The sequence below is a fragment of the Pseudonocardia sp. C8 genome, from assembly GCF_014267175.1.
Taxonomy (GTDB): domain Bacteria; phylum Actinomycetota; class Actinomycetes; order Mycobacteriales; family Pseudonocardiaceae; genus Pseudonocardia.
Window position 1 is genome coordinate 6,068,237 of the sequence record NZ_JACMTR010000002.1, and the last position, 16,202, is coordinate 6,084,438.

A 16,202-nucleotide genomic window follows, 5' to 3' on the forward strand; every position below is an offset into this window, starting at 1 on the left:
GAGCAGCGCAACGCTAGCGCCACCGCCCGGCCCGGGTCAGCCGCCGTCCTGCGAGCGGAGGTAGGTCAGCACCGCCAGCACCCGCCGGTGCTGCTCACCGGCCTCGGCGGTCAGCCCGAGCTTGCCGAAGATGTTCGCGATGTGCTTCTCGACGGCCTTGGGCGTCACGTAGAGCTGGGCGGCGATCCCGGTGTTCGACCGGCCCTCCGCCATCAGCCGCAGCACGTCGAGCTCCCGCTCGGTGAGCCCGCGCAGCGCGTCCCGCCGGTCCCCGCGCGGCCGCTCGACCAGCCGCTTGGCCAGCACCGGCTCGATCACGATCTCGCCGTCCCGGATCCGGTCGAGGGTGTCGGTGAGGACCTCGACGCTGCCCACCTTCTCCTTGAGCCGGTAGCCGATCGCGTCGGTGCCGATGGCGAGGATCCGCATCAGGTAGTGCGACTCGGCGTAGTGCGACAGGAACAGCAGGCCCATCTGCGGGTGGAGCGCGCGCAGCCGTTCGGCGGTGACCAGCCCGCCGTCCGGCTCCGGCGGCATCCGGATGTCGAGGATCGCGACGTCGGCGCGTTCCCGGGTCAGGATCGCGACCAGCTCGTCCCCGCCGGCCGCGCAGCCGACGACCTCGTGCCCGGCCGCCCGCAACAGCATCAGCAGGCCTTCCCGGAACAGCGCGCCGTCCTCGGCCAGGGCTACCCGCACGGGAACCTCGCAGTGATCGTCGTCGTGTCCGGTGTGCTGCCCGCGGTGACCACGACCGACCCGCCGAGCGGCCCGGCGCCGTCCCGGAAGTGGCTCGCGTGCGCCACGTCGGCGCCGTCCATCCGGAGCAGCAGGTCGCCGCGGTCCCGGCGGGCGGTCAGCGTGATCCGCCCGGCCGGGCGGCCCAGCCCGGCGACCACGGCGAAGTAGGCGGCGCCCTCGGCCGCCGGACCGAACCGCTCGTCCGGGACGTCGATCGTGGCGGGGACGCCGCGGCGGCCGGTCTCCTCGCGCAGCGCCGGCCCCAGCCCGGCCTCGTCGAGCAGGGGCGGGTAGAGCTCGGCGGCGATCCCGCGCAGCTCCTGGAGCACGGCGTGCAGCTCGTCCTGGACGTCGTCGACGGCCTCGTGCAGCTCGGCGTCGTCGTCGGGGAGCCGGCACCGGACGAGGCCGAGCCGCAGCGCGAGGGCCGAGATGCGCAGCGCGGCACCGTCGTGCAACCTGCGCTCCAGCGCCCGCCGGTGCGACCACTGCGGCCAGCCGGCGGCGCGGCCGTCCGGTGACGGGGGGACCGCGTCCGCGCCCCGCCACACCGGATCGACCGTCATCGGTCGATCGTGCCGCCCTCGCGCGGGTGGAGGAAGCGTGCGGGCCCCACCCGGACGTAGGGACAGCCCCCTTGTGCGCAGGAAAAAGTCGTGGCATGAGCGTGTAACACCGCGGCTACTGTGGCGAGGGTCACGACATCACCGAGATGTGGAGGTGGGTCGGTGGCCTACAGCCTGGGCGTCGATCTGGGCACGACCTTCGTCGCCGCCGCGGTCGCGCACGCCTCGCAGGTCGAGATGTTCACCCTCGGGGACCGGAGCGTCGTGTCCCCGGCGGCCGTGTACGCCCGCGAGGACGGCGAGCTGGTCACCGGCGACGCCGCGGTCCGGCGGGCCGTGAGCAATCCCGACCGGGTGTGCCGGGAGTTCAAGCGGCGTCTCGGCGACCCCACGCCGGTGATCCTCAGCGGGTCGGCGTACCCGGTCTCGATGCTGCTCGGGGCCGTGCTGCGCGACGTCGTCGCCCGGGTGACCGACACCGAGGGGGAGCCCCCGGAGCGCCTCGTGCTCACCCATCCCGCGAACTGGGGCCCGTACCGGCGCGAGCTGTTCGACGAGGTGCCGGAGGCCGCCGGGCTCACCGACGGGCGCATCGCGGTGCAGCGCGCGGTCACCGAACCCGAGGCGGCGGCCGCGCACTACGCGGCGTCGCGCCGGCTCGGCGAGGGCGACACGGTCGCCGTGTACGACCTCGGCGGCGGGACGTTCGACGCGACCGTGCTGCGCAAGCAGGCCGACGGCATCGAGATCCTCGGCACCCCGGAGGGCATCGAGCGGCTCGGCGGCGTGGACTTCGACGAGGCGATCCTGTCCTACGTCAACTACCAGGCCGGTGGTGCCCTGACCGAGCTCGATCTGGGCGACCTGCAGACCTCGGTGGCGATGGCCCGGCTCCGCCAGGACTGCGTGCTGGCCAAGGAGGCCCTCTCGATCGACACCGAGACGACGATCCCGGTGTTCCTGCCACAGCGGCACTTCGACGTCCGGCTCACCCTGACCGAGTTCGAGAACATGATCCGCGCCCAGATCGAGTCGACGATCGGGGCGCTCACCCGCACCCTGCAGTCGGCCCGGGTCACGCCGGACGACCTCAGCGCGGTGCTGCTGGTCGGCGGCTCCTCGCGGATCCCGCTGGTCGCCCGGATGCTCTCCGAAGAGCTGGGGCGTCCGATCGTGGTCGACACCCACCCCAAGTACGCGGTCGCACTCGGCGCCGCCGAGCTGGCCCGCGGCGAGGCGGGCACGGCCCCGGCAGCGGCCGGGGCACCGGCCACGAACGGCCACGCCGCCGGGACGGGCCTGCCGCGGCCCGCCGAGCCGGCTCCCGCCGCGGGCGGTCTGCCCCGGCCGCCCGGGAAGGCTCCCGCCGCGGGTGTCCTGCCCCGGCCGCCGGGGACGGCCGAGCCCGCGGCCGCGGCCGGTGCGCTGCCGCGCCCCGGTGGAGCGGCCGGTGCCGGTGGGCTGCCCCGCCCGCCCGCCTCGGCCGGGCCCCCACGCCCGCCCGCCGCGGTGGGCGCCGGGTCCGCCGTGCCGGACGGCGGGGGCGCCGACCCGGAGGCCACCCGCGCGCTCGCCGCGCACGGACCGGCGGCGAGCGCCGCACCGCCCGGCACCGACGCACCGCCGGGCTCCGCCACGTCGTCCCGGGGGGCCGGGTCGTCCGGCGGTCCCGGGCCGGGCATGCCGGCCTGGGCCGCGCCCGGGGCCGCCGGATCCGGGACGTCCGGGCCGGCGGCGCCGGGGTCCGGGGCGCCCGGCCGTCCGTCGTGGGCGGCCGGTCCCGCGAACGCGGGCCGGGGCGGTACGGGGACCGCGGAGCCTCCGGCCGCACCCGGAGGAACCGGGGGACCCGGCGGGGCCGGGAACGCTCCTCCGCCGGGTGGCATCGGCGCCGGCACCCCGCCGCCGTCACCGGACGGCGGCCGTCGCAGCCGGAGCCGGCTGCTGGCCGTCGCGGTCGTCGCGGTGCTCGCCCTCGCGGCGGGCGCGGTCTACCTCGGCACCGGCGGCTACGGCCTGCTCCTCGGAGACAGCAGTGCCCAGACCGGCCAGCCCGAACAGCCGGGCGGCTCGGGCAGCTCGGAGGAGTCGGGCGGGTCCCCCGAGGCGCCCCCGACGGAGCAGGAGATCGCCGTCGCGGTCCCGATCCCGACCCTCGGGGAGGTCATCCCGGCCGGGCCGACGTCGGGCTTCGCCGCTGTGTCCCCGAACGGCCGGCTCGTGTACGTGGCCAACCGGGCGGCGGGCGTCGTCACCGTGATCGACACCTCGGTCAACAAGATCACCGCCACGATCGCGGTCCCGGCCGGCCCGCCCCAGTACGTGGCGTTCGCCCCGGACGGCAGGCACGTCTACGTCAGCGTCTTCAACGAGGCGCGGACGATCGCCGCGGTCGCGGTCCTCGACACCACCACGAACTCGGTGGTCGCGACGGTGCCGGTGCAGACCCGGCCGTTCGCGCTCGCCGTCACCCCCGACGGGTCCAAGGTCTACGTGCCCAACCACGACTCCGGCACCGTCTCGGTGATCGACACGTCGACGAACCAGGTGACCAGCGAGATCCGGGTGGCGCCCAACCCGCACTGGGTCGCGATGTCCCCGGACGGCTCCCGATTCTACACCGCGAACCACGAGTCGAACCTGATCACCGTGCTGGACACGGCGAACGACCAGGTCGTCGCGCAGATCCCGGTCCAGAAGAGCCCGCACAGCGTCGCGGTCAACCCGTCCCGCCCGCTGGTCGCCAACGTCAACTACGACGCCGCGTCGGTGTCGTTCAGCGACACCGGCACGAACGAGGTCGTCGCCACGGTGCCGGTCGGGCGGAACCCGCAGGCCATCGCCTGGTCGCCGGACGGCCGGTTCGTCTACACCGCGAACGTCACCGACAACACCGTCTCGGTGATCAGCGCCGACACCTTCGCCGTCACGGCGACGCTGCCCGTGGGCAACGGCCCGACCAGCGTCGCGGTGCTGCCGAACGGCGAGCAGGCCTACGTCACCAACCTCAAGGACGGGACCCTGACGATGCTCGACATCGCGGGCTGAGCGGGACGTCAGCCGCCGGCGAAGGGGGGCAGCACGTCGAGGGTGCGGGCCCCGCCGAGCGCGGCGGCGCGGTCCCGCACCGCCACCTCGTCGAGCAGGAAGCTGCAGCGCTCCAGCACGCGGCCCAGCTCGGTGCCGTGCGCGTCGCGGACCGCGGCGACCGCGTCGGCGACGGACGCGCCGTCCGGGAGCTCGACGGTCTCCTCGGGGGTGCCGGCGGCGGCCTTGGCGGCGGCGAAGTAGCGCACGGTCAGCGTGCGGGTGGTGACGGTGGTCGGCACGGGGTTCATCCTCCGATTGCGCTCATGGGGCGCGCGGGCTGCAGGAATCCGGGGTCGTCGATGCCGTGGCCTGCCTTCTTGCCCCACATGGCGGCGCGCCAGGTGTCGGCGATCTCCGCGTCGGTGGCGCCGCCGCGCAGCATCGCCCGCAGGTCGGTCTCGCCGGTGGCGAACAGGCAGGTGCGGACCTGGCCGTCGGCGGTGAGGCGGGTGCGGTCGCAGGAGCCGCAGAACGGGCGGGTCACCGAGGCGATCACGCCCACGACCTCCGGCCCGGCTGTGCCGATGTTCGTTCCGTCAAGCCTTCTCTCGACCAGGAACTTCTCCGCCGGCGCGCCGCCCCGGTCCTCGTCGGACTCCGTGAGCACGAACCGCTCCTCGAGCCGCTCCAGGATCTCCCCGGCGGTGATCATCTCGCTGCGGCGCCACCCGTGCTGGGCGTCCAGCGGCATCTGCTCGATGAACCGCAGCTGGTAGCCGTGCTCCAGGGCGAACTCGAGCAGGTCCGGGGCCTCGTCGTCGTTCACGCCGCGCAGGAGGACCGTGTTGATCTTCACCGGGCGCAGGCCCGCGGCGTGCGCGGCGGCGAGCCCGTCGAGGACGTCCTGCAGCCGGTCCCGTCGGGTGATCTCGGCGAACCGCTCCGCGCGCAGGGTGTCCATCGACACGTTGAGCCGGTTCACCCCGGCCGCCGCGAGCGCGTCGGCGCGCCGCGCCAGCCCGATGCCGTTCGTGGTGAGCGAGATGTCCGGGCGCGGTTCCAGGGCCGCGGCCGCGGACAGCACGTTCTCCAGGCCCTTGCGCAGCAGCGGCTCGCCGCCGGTGAACCGCAGCTCGGAGATGCCGAACTCGCGCACCGCGAGCGCGATGAGCCGGTTCAGCTCGGCGTCGGTGAGCTGCTCGTCGCGTGGCATCCAGTCCAGGCCCTCGGCGGGCATGCAGTAGGTGCAGCGCAGGTTGCAGCGGTCGGTCAGCGAGATCCGCAGGTCCGTCGCCACGCGGCCGAACCCGTCGACGAGGCGTGTGTCGTCGGGCCGGCCCGGGGCCCGCGAGGGCGCGCCGCGCAGGGTCGGCAGGCCGAGCTCGGTGGTCATGCTCGCGAGGCTAACCGCGTCCCGCGTGCCCGGCCAGGACGGATTTTCCCAGCTCAGAGGCATGATCCGCAGGCGCGGTCGCGGTCGGGGCATCCGTGCGCAGATGCGGAACTAGTCACTCTGTTACTAGTCCGATGACGCGATCGCCCGGGTCGCACGGCGGGGTACGGGGTGCCGCCGGGATCTGCGTGGCAGCCACCGTGGCACTGCCGCAGGCGCGAACCTAGTATCCAGGTCGTGCCGCACTTCAGGATCTCCGAGGCCGCGCGACTGCTCGGCGTCAGCGACGACACCGTCCGCCGGTGGGTGGACGCGGGGACGCTGCCGGTGCGGGCCGACGCGTCGAACCGCAAGGTCATCGACGGGGCCGCGCTCGCCGAGTTCGCCCGCGAGCACGCGTCCGCGCCGCCGGACCCCTCCGGCGTGCAGCGGTCGGCCCGGAACCGGATGGTCGGGCTGGTCACCTCGGTCGTCACCGACACCGTGATGGCCCAGGTCGAGATGCAGTGCGGGCCGCACCGCGTGGTCTCGCTGATGAGCAGCGAGGCCGTGCGCGACCTCGGCCTGGAACCCGGCGCGCTCGCGGTGGCGGTGATCAAGTCGACGAACGTCGTGGTGGAGACCCCGGGCGGCCATCTGTGACGAGCCCGGCGCCCGCGCGACCGGCCGGCCGGGACGGCGCCGCCGACCGGCACGGCACCGCCGTCGGCCTGCCCGCCTGGATGTGGGTCCCGGCCGGGATCGGCTTCCTGGTGATCGCGCTGCCGGTGGCCGGCCTGCTGTGGGAGGCCGACTGGGCGGCCATGCCCCGCCTGCTGACCAGCGACGCGGCGCTCGCGGCGCTGCGGCTGTCGCTGCTCACGGCGGCGGTCTCCACCGTGCTGTGCCTGCTGTTCGGCGGCCCGCTCGCGGTCGTGCTCGCCCGGGGCCGGATCGACCGGCTGCCGCGGCTGCTGCGCGCCGTCCGCTCGGTCGTGCTGCTGCCGCTCGTGCTGCCCCCGGTCGTCGGGGGCCTGGCCCTGCTGTTCCTGCTCGGGGCGAACGGGCTCGCCGGGCAGGGCCTCGACGCCGCGTTCGGGATCTTCGTCCCGTTCACCACGGCCGCCGTGGTGCTGGCCCAGACGTTCGTCGCGATGCCGTTCCTGGTCGTCTCCCTGGAGGGGGCGCTGCGGACGGCGGGGGAGCGCTACGAGGCGACCGCGGCCACGCTGGGCGCCTCGCCGGGCCTGGCGTTCCGCCGGGTGACGCTGCCGCTCGTGCTGCCGGGGCTGGCGTCCGGGCTGGTGCTGGCGTTCGCCCGGTGCATGGGCGAGTTCGGCGCGACGATCGCGTTCGCCGGCAGCCTGGAGGGCACCACCCGGACCCTGCCGCTGCTGGTGTACCTGCAGGGCGAGACCGACGTCGCCGGCGCCGTCGCGCTGTCGCTGCTGCTCGTCGTGGTGTCGCTGGTCGTGATCGTGGTCGGGCGGCCGCGCGGCGTGGACGGCCGCGGATGACCGGCGTCGAGCTCGCCGCGCGCCTCGACCGGGACGGGTTCGCACTCGATCTGGAGCTGTCCGTCGCGCAGGGCGAGGTCGTCGCCGTCCTCGGGCCGAACGGGGCCGGGAAGTCGACGCTGCTCGGGATCCTGTCCGGCCTGCTCCGTCCGGACTCCGGGCGCGTCCGGGTCGGCGGGCGCACCCTCCTCGACACCGCGGACGGCACGTTCGTGCCCGCCCACCGGCGCGGTGTCGGGCTGCTCGCCCAGGAACCGCTGCTGTTCCCGCACCTGTCCGCGCTGGCCAACGTGGCGTTCGGCCCGCGGGCGCACGGCGTGCCGCGGGCCGCGGCCGAGGAGCGCGCCCGCGGTCTGCTCGGCGACGTCGGCGTCGCCGGGCTCGCCGGGCGCCGGCCGGCACAGCTCTCCGGCGGGCAGCAGCAGCGGGTCGCCCTGGCCCGGGCCCTCGCCCCGCAGCCCGGGCTGCTGCTGCTCGACGAGCCGCTCGCCGCGCTGGACGTCGACGCCGCCCCCGCCATGCGCAGCCTGCTCCGCCGGGTGATCGCGGACGCGAAGCAGACCGCGCTGCTGGTCACCCACGACGCGCTGGACGCGCTCGTGCTCGCCGACCGGGTGGTCGTGCTCGACCGCGGCCGGATCGTCGAGCACGGCCCCGCCCGGGAGGTGCTGGCCCGGCCGCGCAGCGCGTTCTCGGCCCGGATCGCCGGCCTCGACCTCGTCCCCGGCTCCGCGGACGCCACCGGGCTGCGCACCGCGGACGGCGTCGGCCTGCACGGGCACGCGGTCGAGGTCGCCGACGGTGAGCCGGCGGTGGCGGTGTTCCCGCCGTCGGCGGTCTCGGTGCACGCGGCCCGCCCGCAGGGCAGCCCCCGGAACGTGTTCCGCGTCCGGGTGGCGGCGCTGGAGCCGCGCGGTGACACCGTCCGGGTGCGGGCCGCGGCCCCCGGGGACGGTCCGGGGTGGGTCGACGGGCTCGCCGCCGACGTGACCCCCGCGGCCGTCGCCGACCTGGCCCTGGAACCCGGGCACGAGGTGTGGTTCGCGGTGAAGGCGACCGAGGTCGCGATCCACGGCCGTCACACCTGATCCCAACGCACCGTCACCCACTCCGGTCACAGGCATCACCCGAGCCACCATCGTGTCTCTCGCCCCATCCGTCACGGCCGCATACCGTCGCGTTCCGTGAACCTCCTCCGTTCCCGCGCCGCCGTGGCGGTCACCGTCGGTGCACTTGCCCTGACGCTCGGTGCTCCCCTTGCGCCCACCGCCGCCGCGGCCGGGTCGGCTCCGGGAGCGCCGACCGGCTACCTGGTCCACACGGCGACGGCCGACCAGACCCGGGCCGCCGCCGAGGCGGTGGGCGCCCGGCCGACGGTCACCTTCAACAGCGTCGTGCACGGGTTCGCCGCCGAGCTCGACCCGGCCCAGGCCGCGAAGCTGCGGGAACGGCCCGGCGTCGTCGGGGTCGAGGAGGACCGGACCATCACCCGGCTCGATCCCGGTGCCGTGCACCAGGACGCTCCGGCAGGCCGGGCCGAGCAGGCCCCCGGGAACTGGGGCCTCGACCGGATCGACCAGCCCGACCTGCCGCTGGACGGGCAGTACCGGCACCGTGCGAACGGGGCCGGCGTCGACGTGTACGTGCTGGACACCGGGGTGGACGCGGGCCACCCCCAGTTCGGCGGCCGGGCCCAGCTGGTGGCCAACACCATCGACCAGCGCAACGAGGACTGCGACGGCCACGGCACCGTCGTCGCCGGGATCGCCGCGGCGCGGGACTACGGCGTCGCGCCCGGGGCGAACGTCCGCGCGGTCAAGGTGCTGGACTGCCACGGGACCGGCACCCTGTCCTCGCTGATGGCCGGGATCGACTGGGTGGTGCAGCACAAGCGGGGCCCGTCGGCCGCGGTCATGTCCTGGAGCTACGGGAACTCGCCGATGCTGCGCCAGGCCGTCCAGCGGATGATCGACGGGGGTGTCTTCGCGGCGTCCTCGGCCGGCAACACCGGCGGTGACGACTGCGCCGCGCTGCCCCGGGCGATCCCGGACGTGCTGGTGGTCGCGAACTCCACGATCGAGGACCGGCGGGCGTCGAACTCCTCGACCGGGCCCTGCGTGTCGCTCTACGCCCCCGGCTCCCGGATCGTGGCCCCGGTGCCGGGCGGGGGCACGGCGTCCTACAGCGGCACGTCGATGGCGGCGCCGTTCGCGGCGGGGGTCGCGGCGCTCTACAAGCAGGCCCGCGGCGACCAGCCGTCGCGCACGGTGAAGCAGTGGATCGTCGACCGCGCCGTCACCGGCAAGGTCGGCGGCGGATCCACCGGCGGCACGGCGAACCGGCTGCTGCAGACCGGCGGGCTGTGAGCCCCGGGTCCGGCCGCTACCGTCCGGCCATGCCCGGACGATCACTGGACGACCTCGCCTCCCGGTATCTCGTCCCCGGCAGCCCGGACTGTCCCACCTTCACCGAGGACACCGAGTGGCACCCGATCATCGACGGCGTCGGCTACTTCGCGGAGCTGCGTGCGCTGTTCGACCGGGCCGGGCCGGGCGACTCGGTCCTGATCACCGGGCTGAACCTCGAACCCGGCATGGACCTCACCGGCGCCGGGCCCGGAGACGACGGCTACGAGCCGCTCGCCGACCGGCTCGCCCGGCTCGTGGACGCCGGCGTGGACGTCCGGGTGCTGCTGACGGCGGCACTGTTCTCCGGCTCGGTGCCGGGCGTGGCGATCGGGCCGTTCCGGGCCAACGCGTTCGCCGCCCTCGAGCTGCGGCGCCGCCCCGTGCTGCGCGGGCGGGTGCTGCTGGACTGGTCCGGGCCCGGGATCGGCTGCCACCACCAGAAGATCGTGCTCGCCCACGTGGGAAGGGACCTGACCGCGTTCGTCGGCGGCCTGGACCTGTCGGCCGACCGGTACGACGCCGAGCCGCACGACCGGCTCTCGATCGGCGACGAGCGGTGGGGCTGGCACGACGGCGCCGTCCGGCTCCGCGGACCCGCGGCCGCCCGGGTGTGGGAGGTCTACCGGGCCCGCTGGATCGAGGCCGCGACCCTGCCGCCCCGCCGCTTCATGGTGACGCCCGTGCACTGGGTGGAGATGAACCCCGAGCCGTTCCCGCACACCCTCCCGCCCGCGCCGCCGGCCCCGCCGCGGCCCGCGCCCGGCACCGCGGTGCAGGTCCTGCGGTCGTTCCGGCCCTGGAAGATCGACCACTTCGGGATGCTGTACCGGCGGCACTGGGACGTGCTGCCGCGGCACGGCGTCCACGAGGTCTTCCACACGCTCGCCACCGCGATCCGCGCCGCGCGGCACTACGTCTACCTGGAGGACCAGTACTTCTACGAGGTCCCCGGCGGGCGCCGCCGGTACCGCCTCTACGGCCTGCTCCGCGATGCCGCCGCCCGCGGCGTGAAGATCGTGCTCGTGTGCTCGGGCCGGAAGGACCCGGCCGAGGCCGGGGTCAACAAGTTCCGGCGCCGGGTCACCGGCGACGTCCAGCGCGGGGTGATCGACCAGCTGGAGCCGGCCAACCGTGGCAACGTGATCATGCACCGGATCGAGGACCTCACGGTGCACACCAAGCTGATGCTGGTCGACGACGTGTTCGCCGCCGTCGGGTCGGCCAACTTCTTCTCCCGCTCCATGCGCGGCACCGACAGCGAGCTGAACACCGCGCTCGTGACCACCGGCGACCAGGTCCGCGACCTGCGGGTACGGCTCTGGGCCGAGCACCTGCGCACCGCCGTGACCGACGAGCTGCGGCCGCACCTCGAGGACCTGGACCTGGCGCTGGGGATGTGGCGGCCGGAGTGGCTCCCGCCGGACGCGCCGGCCGGGACGTGGCGGATGGCCGGCTACCCGGCCGGCTTCGACCCGGCCGAGCGCGTGCTCGTGCCGGTCGGGCCGTGGCCGGAGCCGGCACCGAAACCGCTGCGGCGGGCCGCGCGGGGTGCGGCGCGGGGTGCGGCCCGGGTCGCGGAGTCCGGCGCGCGCGCCGCGCGCGCGCTCTCGTGACCGGCGGCTGACTCGATTTCGGACATCCCGCGCGGTGGGACGTGGGTCACCCTCGTCGCCGACACGAGCCCGGCGACGAGGAGCACGACGTGACTGCGATCGACAACCCGTACTACTCCCACGAGTTCCACGGCGACTACGACCTGGTGAACATCGGGCGGCTCGACCTGGAGGACGGCGGTGTGATCCCCGAGTGCCACCTCGCCGTCGCCACGTTCGGCACGCCGTCCCCCGACAGGGACAACGCGATCCTGGTGACGACGTGGTACTCGGGAACCCACCAGATCTGGCGCGACGCCTACATCGGCCCCGGGCACGCCCTGGACCCGGAGACGTACTTCATCGTCGTGGTCGACCAGATCGGCAGCGGACTGTCGACGTCACCGCACAACGCGTCCGGTGGCAACGCCGGCATCGCGATGTCGCGCTTCCCGCACGTGCGCATCGGCGACGACGTCGTGGCCCAGGAGCGGCTGCTGCGCGAGCACTTCGGCATCGACACGTTGGAGCTCGTGGTCGGCGGCTCGATGGGCGCCCAGCAGACCTACGAGTGGATGGTCCGGTTCCCGGACAAGGTCAGGCGGGCCGCCCCGATCGCCGGTACCGCACGGAACACGCCGCACGACTTCCTGTTCACGAAGGCCCTGAACGAGGCGATCACGTCCGACCCGGGCTTCAAGGACGGCGAGTACGCCTCGAACGCCGACGTGGTCGACGGGCTCAGGCGCCACGCCGGCATCTGGGCGGTGATGGGGTTCTCGACGGAGTTCTGGAAGCAGGAGGCCTGGCGGGCACTGGAGTTCGAGAGCAAGGAGGCCTTCCTGGAGGGTTTCCTGGAGCCGTACTTCACCGCGATGGACCCGAACGACCTGCTGTGCATGGCGTGGAAGTGGCAGCGCGGCGACGTCAGCCGGCACACCGGCGGCTCGCTGGAGGAGGCACTCGGCCGCGTCACCGCGAAGACCTACGTCATGCCGATCGACGAGGACATGTTCTTCCCGGTCCGGGACTGTGAGGCCGAGCAGAAGCTCGTCCCCGGCAGCGAGCTGCGGGTGGTGAAGGACATGCTCGGCCACCTCGGGCTGTTCTCCGTGAACCCGGACTACCTGCCGCAGGTCGACCGGCATCTCCGCGAGCTCCTCGGCACCGAGGTATGAGCCCCGGCGGCGCGGCGGCGGGGTCGAGTACGCCGCCGCGCCGCCGGTCCCACGTCGCCCGGATGTGTCCGGTCCTGGGACACCCGGGCGCTTGACATCCGCCCACACTGTGGTGGGTCCACAAGGAGGTGTCGCGGCGTGAACGGACGTCCTTCCGACCGGCGACTGGTGCTGTCCTCGGCCCGGGTGGAGCTCCTCGAGCGCGGTACCCGGCCCGAGCTGCACGGGGTCCCCGACGTCGTCGCGGCGTCGTGGAAGCGATGCGTCTCGCACGGCGTGGAACCGGACTCCCTCCACAGCGGGTACTCGCCGGAGTTCGACGTCGCGTCCCGCCTGGCGCACAGCGCCGAGCCGGTCGTCGAGCAGCTCGCGGCCCAGATCATGGACGTGCCGGCCTGCGTCGCCCTCACCGACGACAAGGCGCGCATCCTGCGCCGCATCGACGGCGACCCCTGGATCGCGCGCCTGCTCGACCGCGTCTACTTCGCGCAGGGCTTCGGTTACGCGGAGGACTCGGTCGGCACCAACGGTGTCGGGACCGTGTTCGAGTCCGGGAGGTCCGTGCAGATCGTCGGGGAGGAGCACTTCGTCTCCTCGCTGCACGCCTTCGCCTGCGCCGGCGCGCCGGTGCGCGACCCGTTCACCGGGCGGATCGAAGGCGTGCTGGACATCAGCTGCCTGTCCGACCACTCGACCCCGATCTTCCACTCCCTGGTCCGGGCGGCCGCCGCACAGATCGAGCACAACCTGCTGCTCGACCGCGACGCCGAGCAGCAGGCCCTGTTCGACCGCTACAGCCGGACGGAGTCCCGCACCCGGAAGGCCGTGCTCGCCGTCGGCCGGCGCACGGTCCTGTCGAACCGGGCGATGAAGTCACTGGTCGCCCCGCAGGACCACGCGGCACTCGAGGAACACCTCCGCTTCACGATGGACCGGCACGACCACGTCGACGACCGCATCGACCTGCCCTCCGGGATCCGGGTCCGGATGCGCGGGGAGCGGGTCCTCGCCGGCTCGTCCGTCGCCGGGATGGTCGCCCGGATCGTGCTACTCCGCGAGGTCGACGCCGATCCCGTGCCCTCCCGCACGATCGCGCCGCCGGACCGTCCGGGCCCGGCGTCGGGAGGCCGGGAGACCGCGTCACCGACGATGCGGGCCGCGGAACGGACGGTGGCCGCGGCGTTCGGCGGCCGCGCACCGGTGCTGGTCCTCGGCGAGCCCGGTACCGGCCGGACCCGGCTGCTGCGGGACCGGTTCCGGGCCCTGCACCCCGGCGCCGAGGTCGTGGTGCTGGACCGGACGGAGGTCGAGCTCTCGCCGGCCGCGGCCGCCGCCCGCATCCGGGACGGCTCCACCACCGGACCACGGCTGTGCGTATTGCGCGATCTCGACGCACTCCCGGCCGAGGTGGCCCGCGCGCTCGCCGGGGAGCTCCAGGCCGGATGCGGTGCGGCCGCACTCGCCGCGACCGCCGCGGACGGGTTGCGGGCGGCCGTGGCGGGTGACGGGCTGCTACGGATCTTCCGGCACTCGGTCACGGTCCCGCCGCTGCGCCATCGCACCGGTGACCTCCCCGACCTGGTGCACGACGTGCTGGCGGAACTCGCCCCGCGGCGGGAGGTCCGGGTCTCGGCCGAGGCGTTGCGGATGCTCGAGCGGTACCGCTGGCCCGGCAACATCGCGCAGCTGGCCGACGTGCTCCGCAGCGCCCTGCGCAGGCGACCGGTCGGGGACATCGAGGTCGACGACCTGCCGACGACGTGCCAGAGCACGCCGCGGTCGTCGTTGCGGCGGGTCGACGAGATCGAGCGCGATGCGATCATCGCGGCGCTGCGCGAGCACGAGGGCAACCGCAAGGCCGCCGCCTCCGCGTTGGGTGTCGCCCGCTCCACCCTGTACCGGAAGATCCACCTGTACGGGATCACGGTGTAGCGCTGCCCGGTCCGATGATGGGACACCGGAACGGCCGGGACAGCGGTCACCCTTCCTGCGTCAAGCACGACACGGGAGAGGGTGACGACGATGACGTCGACCAGCGACACCGCGGAACGACCCGGCGGGCCGAAGCCCGTCGAGGTCGACGCAGTGGTCCTCGGGGCCGGGGTGGCCGGGCTCTACCAGCTGCACCAGCTGCGGGAGCAGGGCCTGAACGTGCGGGCCTTCGAAGCCGGCTCCGATGTCGGCGGGACCTGGTACTGGAACAGGTACCCGGGGGCCCGCTTCGACTCCGAGGGCTACATCTACCAGTACCTGTTCGACGAGCAGCTCTACAAGGACTGGAGCTGGAGCGAGAAGTTCCCCGGTCAGCCCGAGATCGAGCGGTGGCTGCACTACGTCACCGACCGGCTCGACCTGCGCAAGGACATCACCTTCGGCACCCGGATCACCAGCGCGCATTTCGACGAGGACCGCAACCGCTGGGACATCCGCACCGATCGTGGTGACGTGGTCGACGCGCAGTTCTTCGTCACCTGTGGCGGCATGCTGTCGGCGCCGGTCACCGACCAGTTCGAGGGCCAGGAGTCGTTCACCGGCCGGTTGGTCTACACGTCGTCGTACCCGAAGGAGGGCGTCGACGTGCGGGGCCGGCGGGTGGGGGTGGTCGGCATCGGCGCGACCGGGATCCAGGTCGTCCAGACCATCGCGCCGGACGTCGGGCACCTCACCGTGTTCGCGCGCACGCCCCAGTACGTGCTGCCGATGAAGAACCCGAGTTACGGTCCGGACGAACACGCCTGGTACAAGTCGCGCTACGCGCGGCTGCGGCAGACGATCCCGCACACCTTCACCGGGTTCGAGTACGACTTCGAGCACTCCTGGTACGACCTGACCGCCGAGCAGCGGCGGGCGGTCCTCGAGGAGACCTACGCCGACGGTTCGCTGAAGCTCTGGCTGGCCGGTTTCGCGGAGATGTTCTTCTACGAGGACGTGTCCGAGGAGGTCTCGGAGTTCGTGCGCGAGAAGATGCGCGCGCGGCTGAAGGACCCGGAGCTGATCGAGACCCTGGTCCCGACCGACTACGGGTTCGGCACCCATCGGGTCCCGCTGGAACGCGGCTACCTCGAGGTCTACCACCAGGACAACGTGGATCTGGTGAACTGCCGGGAGAACCCGATCGCGCGGATCCGGCCGGAGGGTGTCGAGCTGGCCGACGGCACGGTGGTCGAGCTCGACGTGATCATCCTGGCGACCGGGTTCGACGCCGGCACCGGTGCGCTGAGCCGGATCGACATCCGTGGGCGCGACGGTCGGTCGCTGGCCGAGGAATGGGGCCGGGACATCCGCACGACGATGGGTCTGGCGAAGCACGGCTACCCGAACCTGCTCACCACCGCGACCCCGATGGCCCCGTCCGCGGCGCTGTGCAACATGACCACCTGTCTCCAGCAGCAGACCGAGTGGATCACACGTGCCGTCGCCGAGGTCCGGGCGCGGGGCAAGTCGGTGATCGAGCCGACCGAGCACGGCGAGGAGGAATGGGTCAGCCACCACGAGGAGACGGCGCAGGCGACGCTCGTGCCCAAGACCCACTCCTGGTACATGGGGTCGAACGTGCCGGGTAAGCCCCGGCGGATGCTCTCCTACATCGGTGGTGTGGGCACCTACCGGCAGAAGTGCGAGGAGGAGGCGGCCGCGGGCTATCCCAAGTTCGCCATCTCCTGATCGTCCTCCGCGGGGCGGGCCGGGTCGGTTTCCCGGCCCGCCCCCACTTCCGTGGAGGGTGTTGGCACCTCCCTGCCGCAGGGACGAGGATGTGGGCTCGATCGCACCGAGCATGACCGTGAGCCGAGCACCGTC

Annotated in this window: 13 protein-coding genes; 9 read left to right on the forward strand and 4 right to left on the reverse strand. The window is 73.9% G+C overall.

From position 1 onward, the window contains the following. Nucleotides 1–36 precede the first annotated feature (36 nt). On the reverse strand, nt 37–699 hold the full coding sequence (locus H7X46_RS28780) for a response regulator transcription factor (protein WP_186362323.1): 663 nt from the start codon (nt 697–699) through the stop codon (nt 37–39). Next, nucleotides 690–1,307, reverse strand: a complete 618-nt coding sequence (locus H7X46_RS28785; protein WP_186362324.1) for a sensor histidine kinase — start codon at nt 1,305–1,307, stop codon at nt 690–692. The genes H7X46_RS28780 and H7X46_RS28785 overlap by 10 nt, the downstream gene beginning before the upstream one ends. 162 nt (nt 1,308–1,469) lie before the next feature. Here H7X46_RS28785 and H7X46_RS28790 point away from each other — a divergent pair, with 162 nt between their 5' ends. Further along, entirely contained in the window at nt 1,470–4,355 is a 2,886-nt protein-coding gene (locus H7X46_RS28790) for an Hsp70 family protein (protein ID WP_186362325.1), read from the forward strand. Nucleotides 4,356–4,363: 8 nt separating this feature from the next. Here the strand turns inward: H7X46_RS28790 and H7X46_RS28795 are convergent, their stop codons facing one another. Next, complete coding sequence (locus H7X46_RS28795) at nt 4,364–4,645, reverse strand: MoaD/ThiS family protein (RefSeq protein ID WP_186362326.1); 282 nt, start codon at nt 4,643–4,645, stop codon at nt 4,364–4,366. After that, entirely contained in the window at nt 4,642–5,730 is a 1,089-nt protein-coding gene (gene moaA, locus H7X46_RS28800) for a GTP 3',8-cyclase MoaA (protein ID WP_186362327.1), read from the reverse strand. Before moaA ends, H7X46_RS28795 begins: the two co-directional genes overlap by 4 nt. A 237-nt stretch (nt 5,731–5,967) precedes the next feature. On the opposite strand from moaA, the gene H7X46_RS28805 reads away from it, so the two are divergent. The 8 genes from H7X46_RS28805 (at nt 5,968) to H7X46_RS28840 (ending at nt 16,067) form a co-directional block, all read left to right on the forward strand. Then, nucleotides 5,968–6,372: a helix-turn-helix transcriptional regulator gene (locus H7X46_RS28805; protein WP_186362328.1), complete on the forward strand. Its 405-nt coding sequence runs from the start codon at nt 5,968–5,970 to the stop codon at nt 6,370–6,372. A gap of 80 nt (nt 6,373–6,452) precedes the next feature. Beyond that, nucleotides 6,453–7,226 (forward strand): ABC transporter permease, encoded by a 774-nt coding sequence (locus H7X46_RS28810; RefSeq protein WP_186362993.1) that lies wholly within the window; start codon nt 6,453–6,455, stop codon nt 7,224–7,226. Then, nucleotides 7,223–8,314: a sulfate/molybdate ABC transporter ATP-binding protein gene (locus tag H7X46_RS28815; RefSeq protein ID WP_186362329.1), complete on the forward strand. Its 1,092-nt coding sequence runs from the start codon at nt 7,223–7,225 to the stop codon at nt 8,312–8,314. The genes H7X46_RS28810 and H7X46_RS28815 overlap by 4 nt, the downstream gene beginning before the upstream one ends. A gap of 96 nt (nt 8,315–8,410) precedes the next feature. Further along, nucleotides 8,411–9,592: a S8 family peptidase gene (locus H7X46_RS28820; protein WP_186362330.1), complete on the forward strand. Its 1,182-nt coding sequence runs from the start codon at nt 8,411–8,413 to the stop codon at nt 9,590–9,592. Nucleotides 9,593–9,621: 29 nt separating this feature from the next. Then, a complete protein-coding gene (locus H7X46_RS28825) occupies nt 9,622–11,247 on the forward strand; it encodes a phosphatidylserine/phosphatidylglycerophosphate/cardiolipin synthase family protein (protein ID WP_186362331.1) in 1,626 nt (541 codons plus the stop codon). A gap of 89 nt (nt 11,248–11,336) precedes the next feature. After that, nucleotides 11,337–12,404, forward strand: a complete 1,068-nt coding sequence (locus tag H7X46_RS28830) for an alpha/beta fold hydrolase (RefSeq protein WP_370589038.1) — start codon at nt 11,337–11,339, stop codon at nt 12,402–12,404. Between the two features lie 138 nt (nt 12,405–12,542). Then, a complete protein-coding gene (locus tag H7X46_RS28835) occupies nt 12,543–14,336 on the forward strand; it encodes a helix-turn-helix domain-containing protein (protein WP_186362332.1) in 1,794 nt (597 codons plus the stop codon). A 90-nt stretch (nt 14,337–14,426) separates the two neighbouring features. After that, nucleotides 14,427–16,067 (forward strand): NAD(P)/FAD-dependent oxidoreductase, encoded by a 1,641-nt coding sequence (locus H7X46_RS28840; protein ID WP_186362333.1) that lies wholly within the window; start codon nt 14,427–14,429, stop codon nt 16,065–16,067. Nucleotides 16,068–16,202 lie beyond the last annotated feature (135 nt).

What these genes read in the sequence shown, in the direction of transcription:
- H7X46_RS28810 (WP_186362993.1), top strand. Translation starts at nt 6,453, where the DNA reads ATGTGGGTCCCGGCCGGGATCGGCTTCCTGGTGATCGCGCTGCCGGTG.
- H7X46_RS28825 (WP_186362331.1), top strand. Translation starts at nt 9,622, where the DNA reads ATGCCCGGACGATCACTGGACGACCTCGCCTCCCGGTATCTCGTCCCC.
- H7X46_RS28815 (WP_186362329.1), top strand. Translation starts at nt 7,223, where the DNA reads ATGACCGGCGTCGAGCTCGCCGCGCGCCTCGACCGGGACGGGTTCGCA.
- moaA (WP_186362327.1), bottom strand. Translation starts at nt 5,730, where the DNA reads ATGACCACCGAGCTCGGCCTGCCGACCCTGCGCGGCGCGCCCTCGCGG.
- H7X46_RS28795 (WP_186362326.1), bottom strand. Translation starts at nt 4,645, where the DNA reads ATGAACCCCGTGCCGACCACCGTCACCACCCGCACGCTGACCGTGCGC.
- H7X46_RS28785 (WP_186362324.1), bottom strand. Translation starts at nt 1,307, where the DNA reads ATGACGGTCGATCCGGTGTGGCGGGGCGCGGACGCGGTCCCCCCGTCA.
- H7X46_RS28840 (WP_186362333.1), top strand. Translation starts at nt 14,427, where the DNA reads ATGACGTCGACCAGCGACACCGCGGAACGACCCGGCGGGCCGAAGCCC.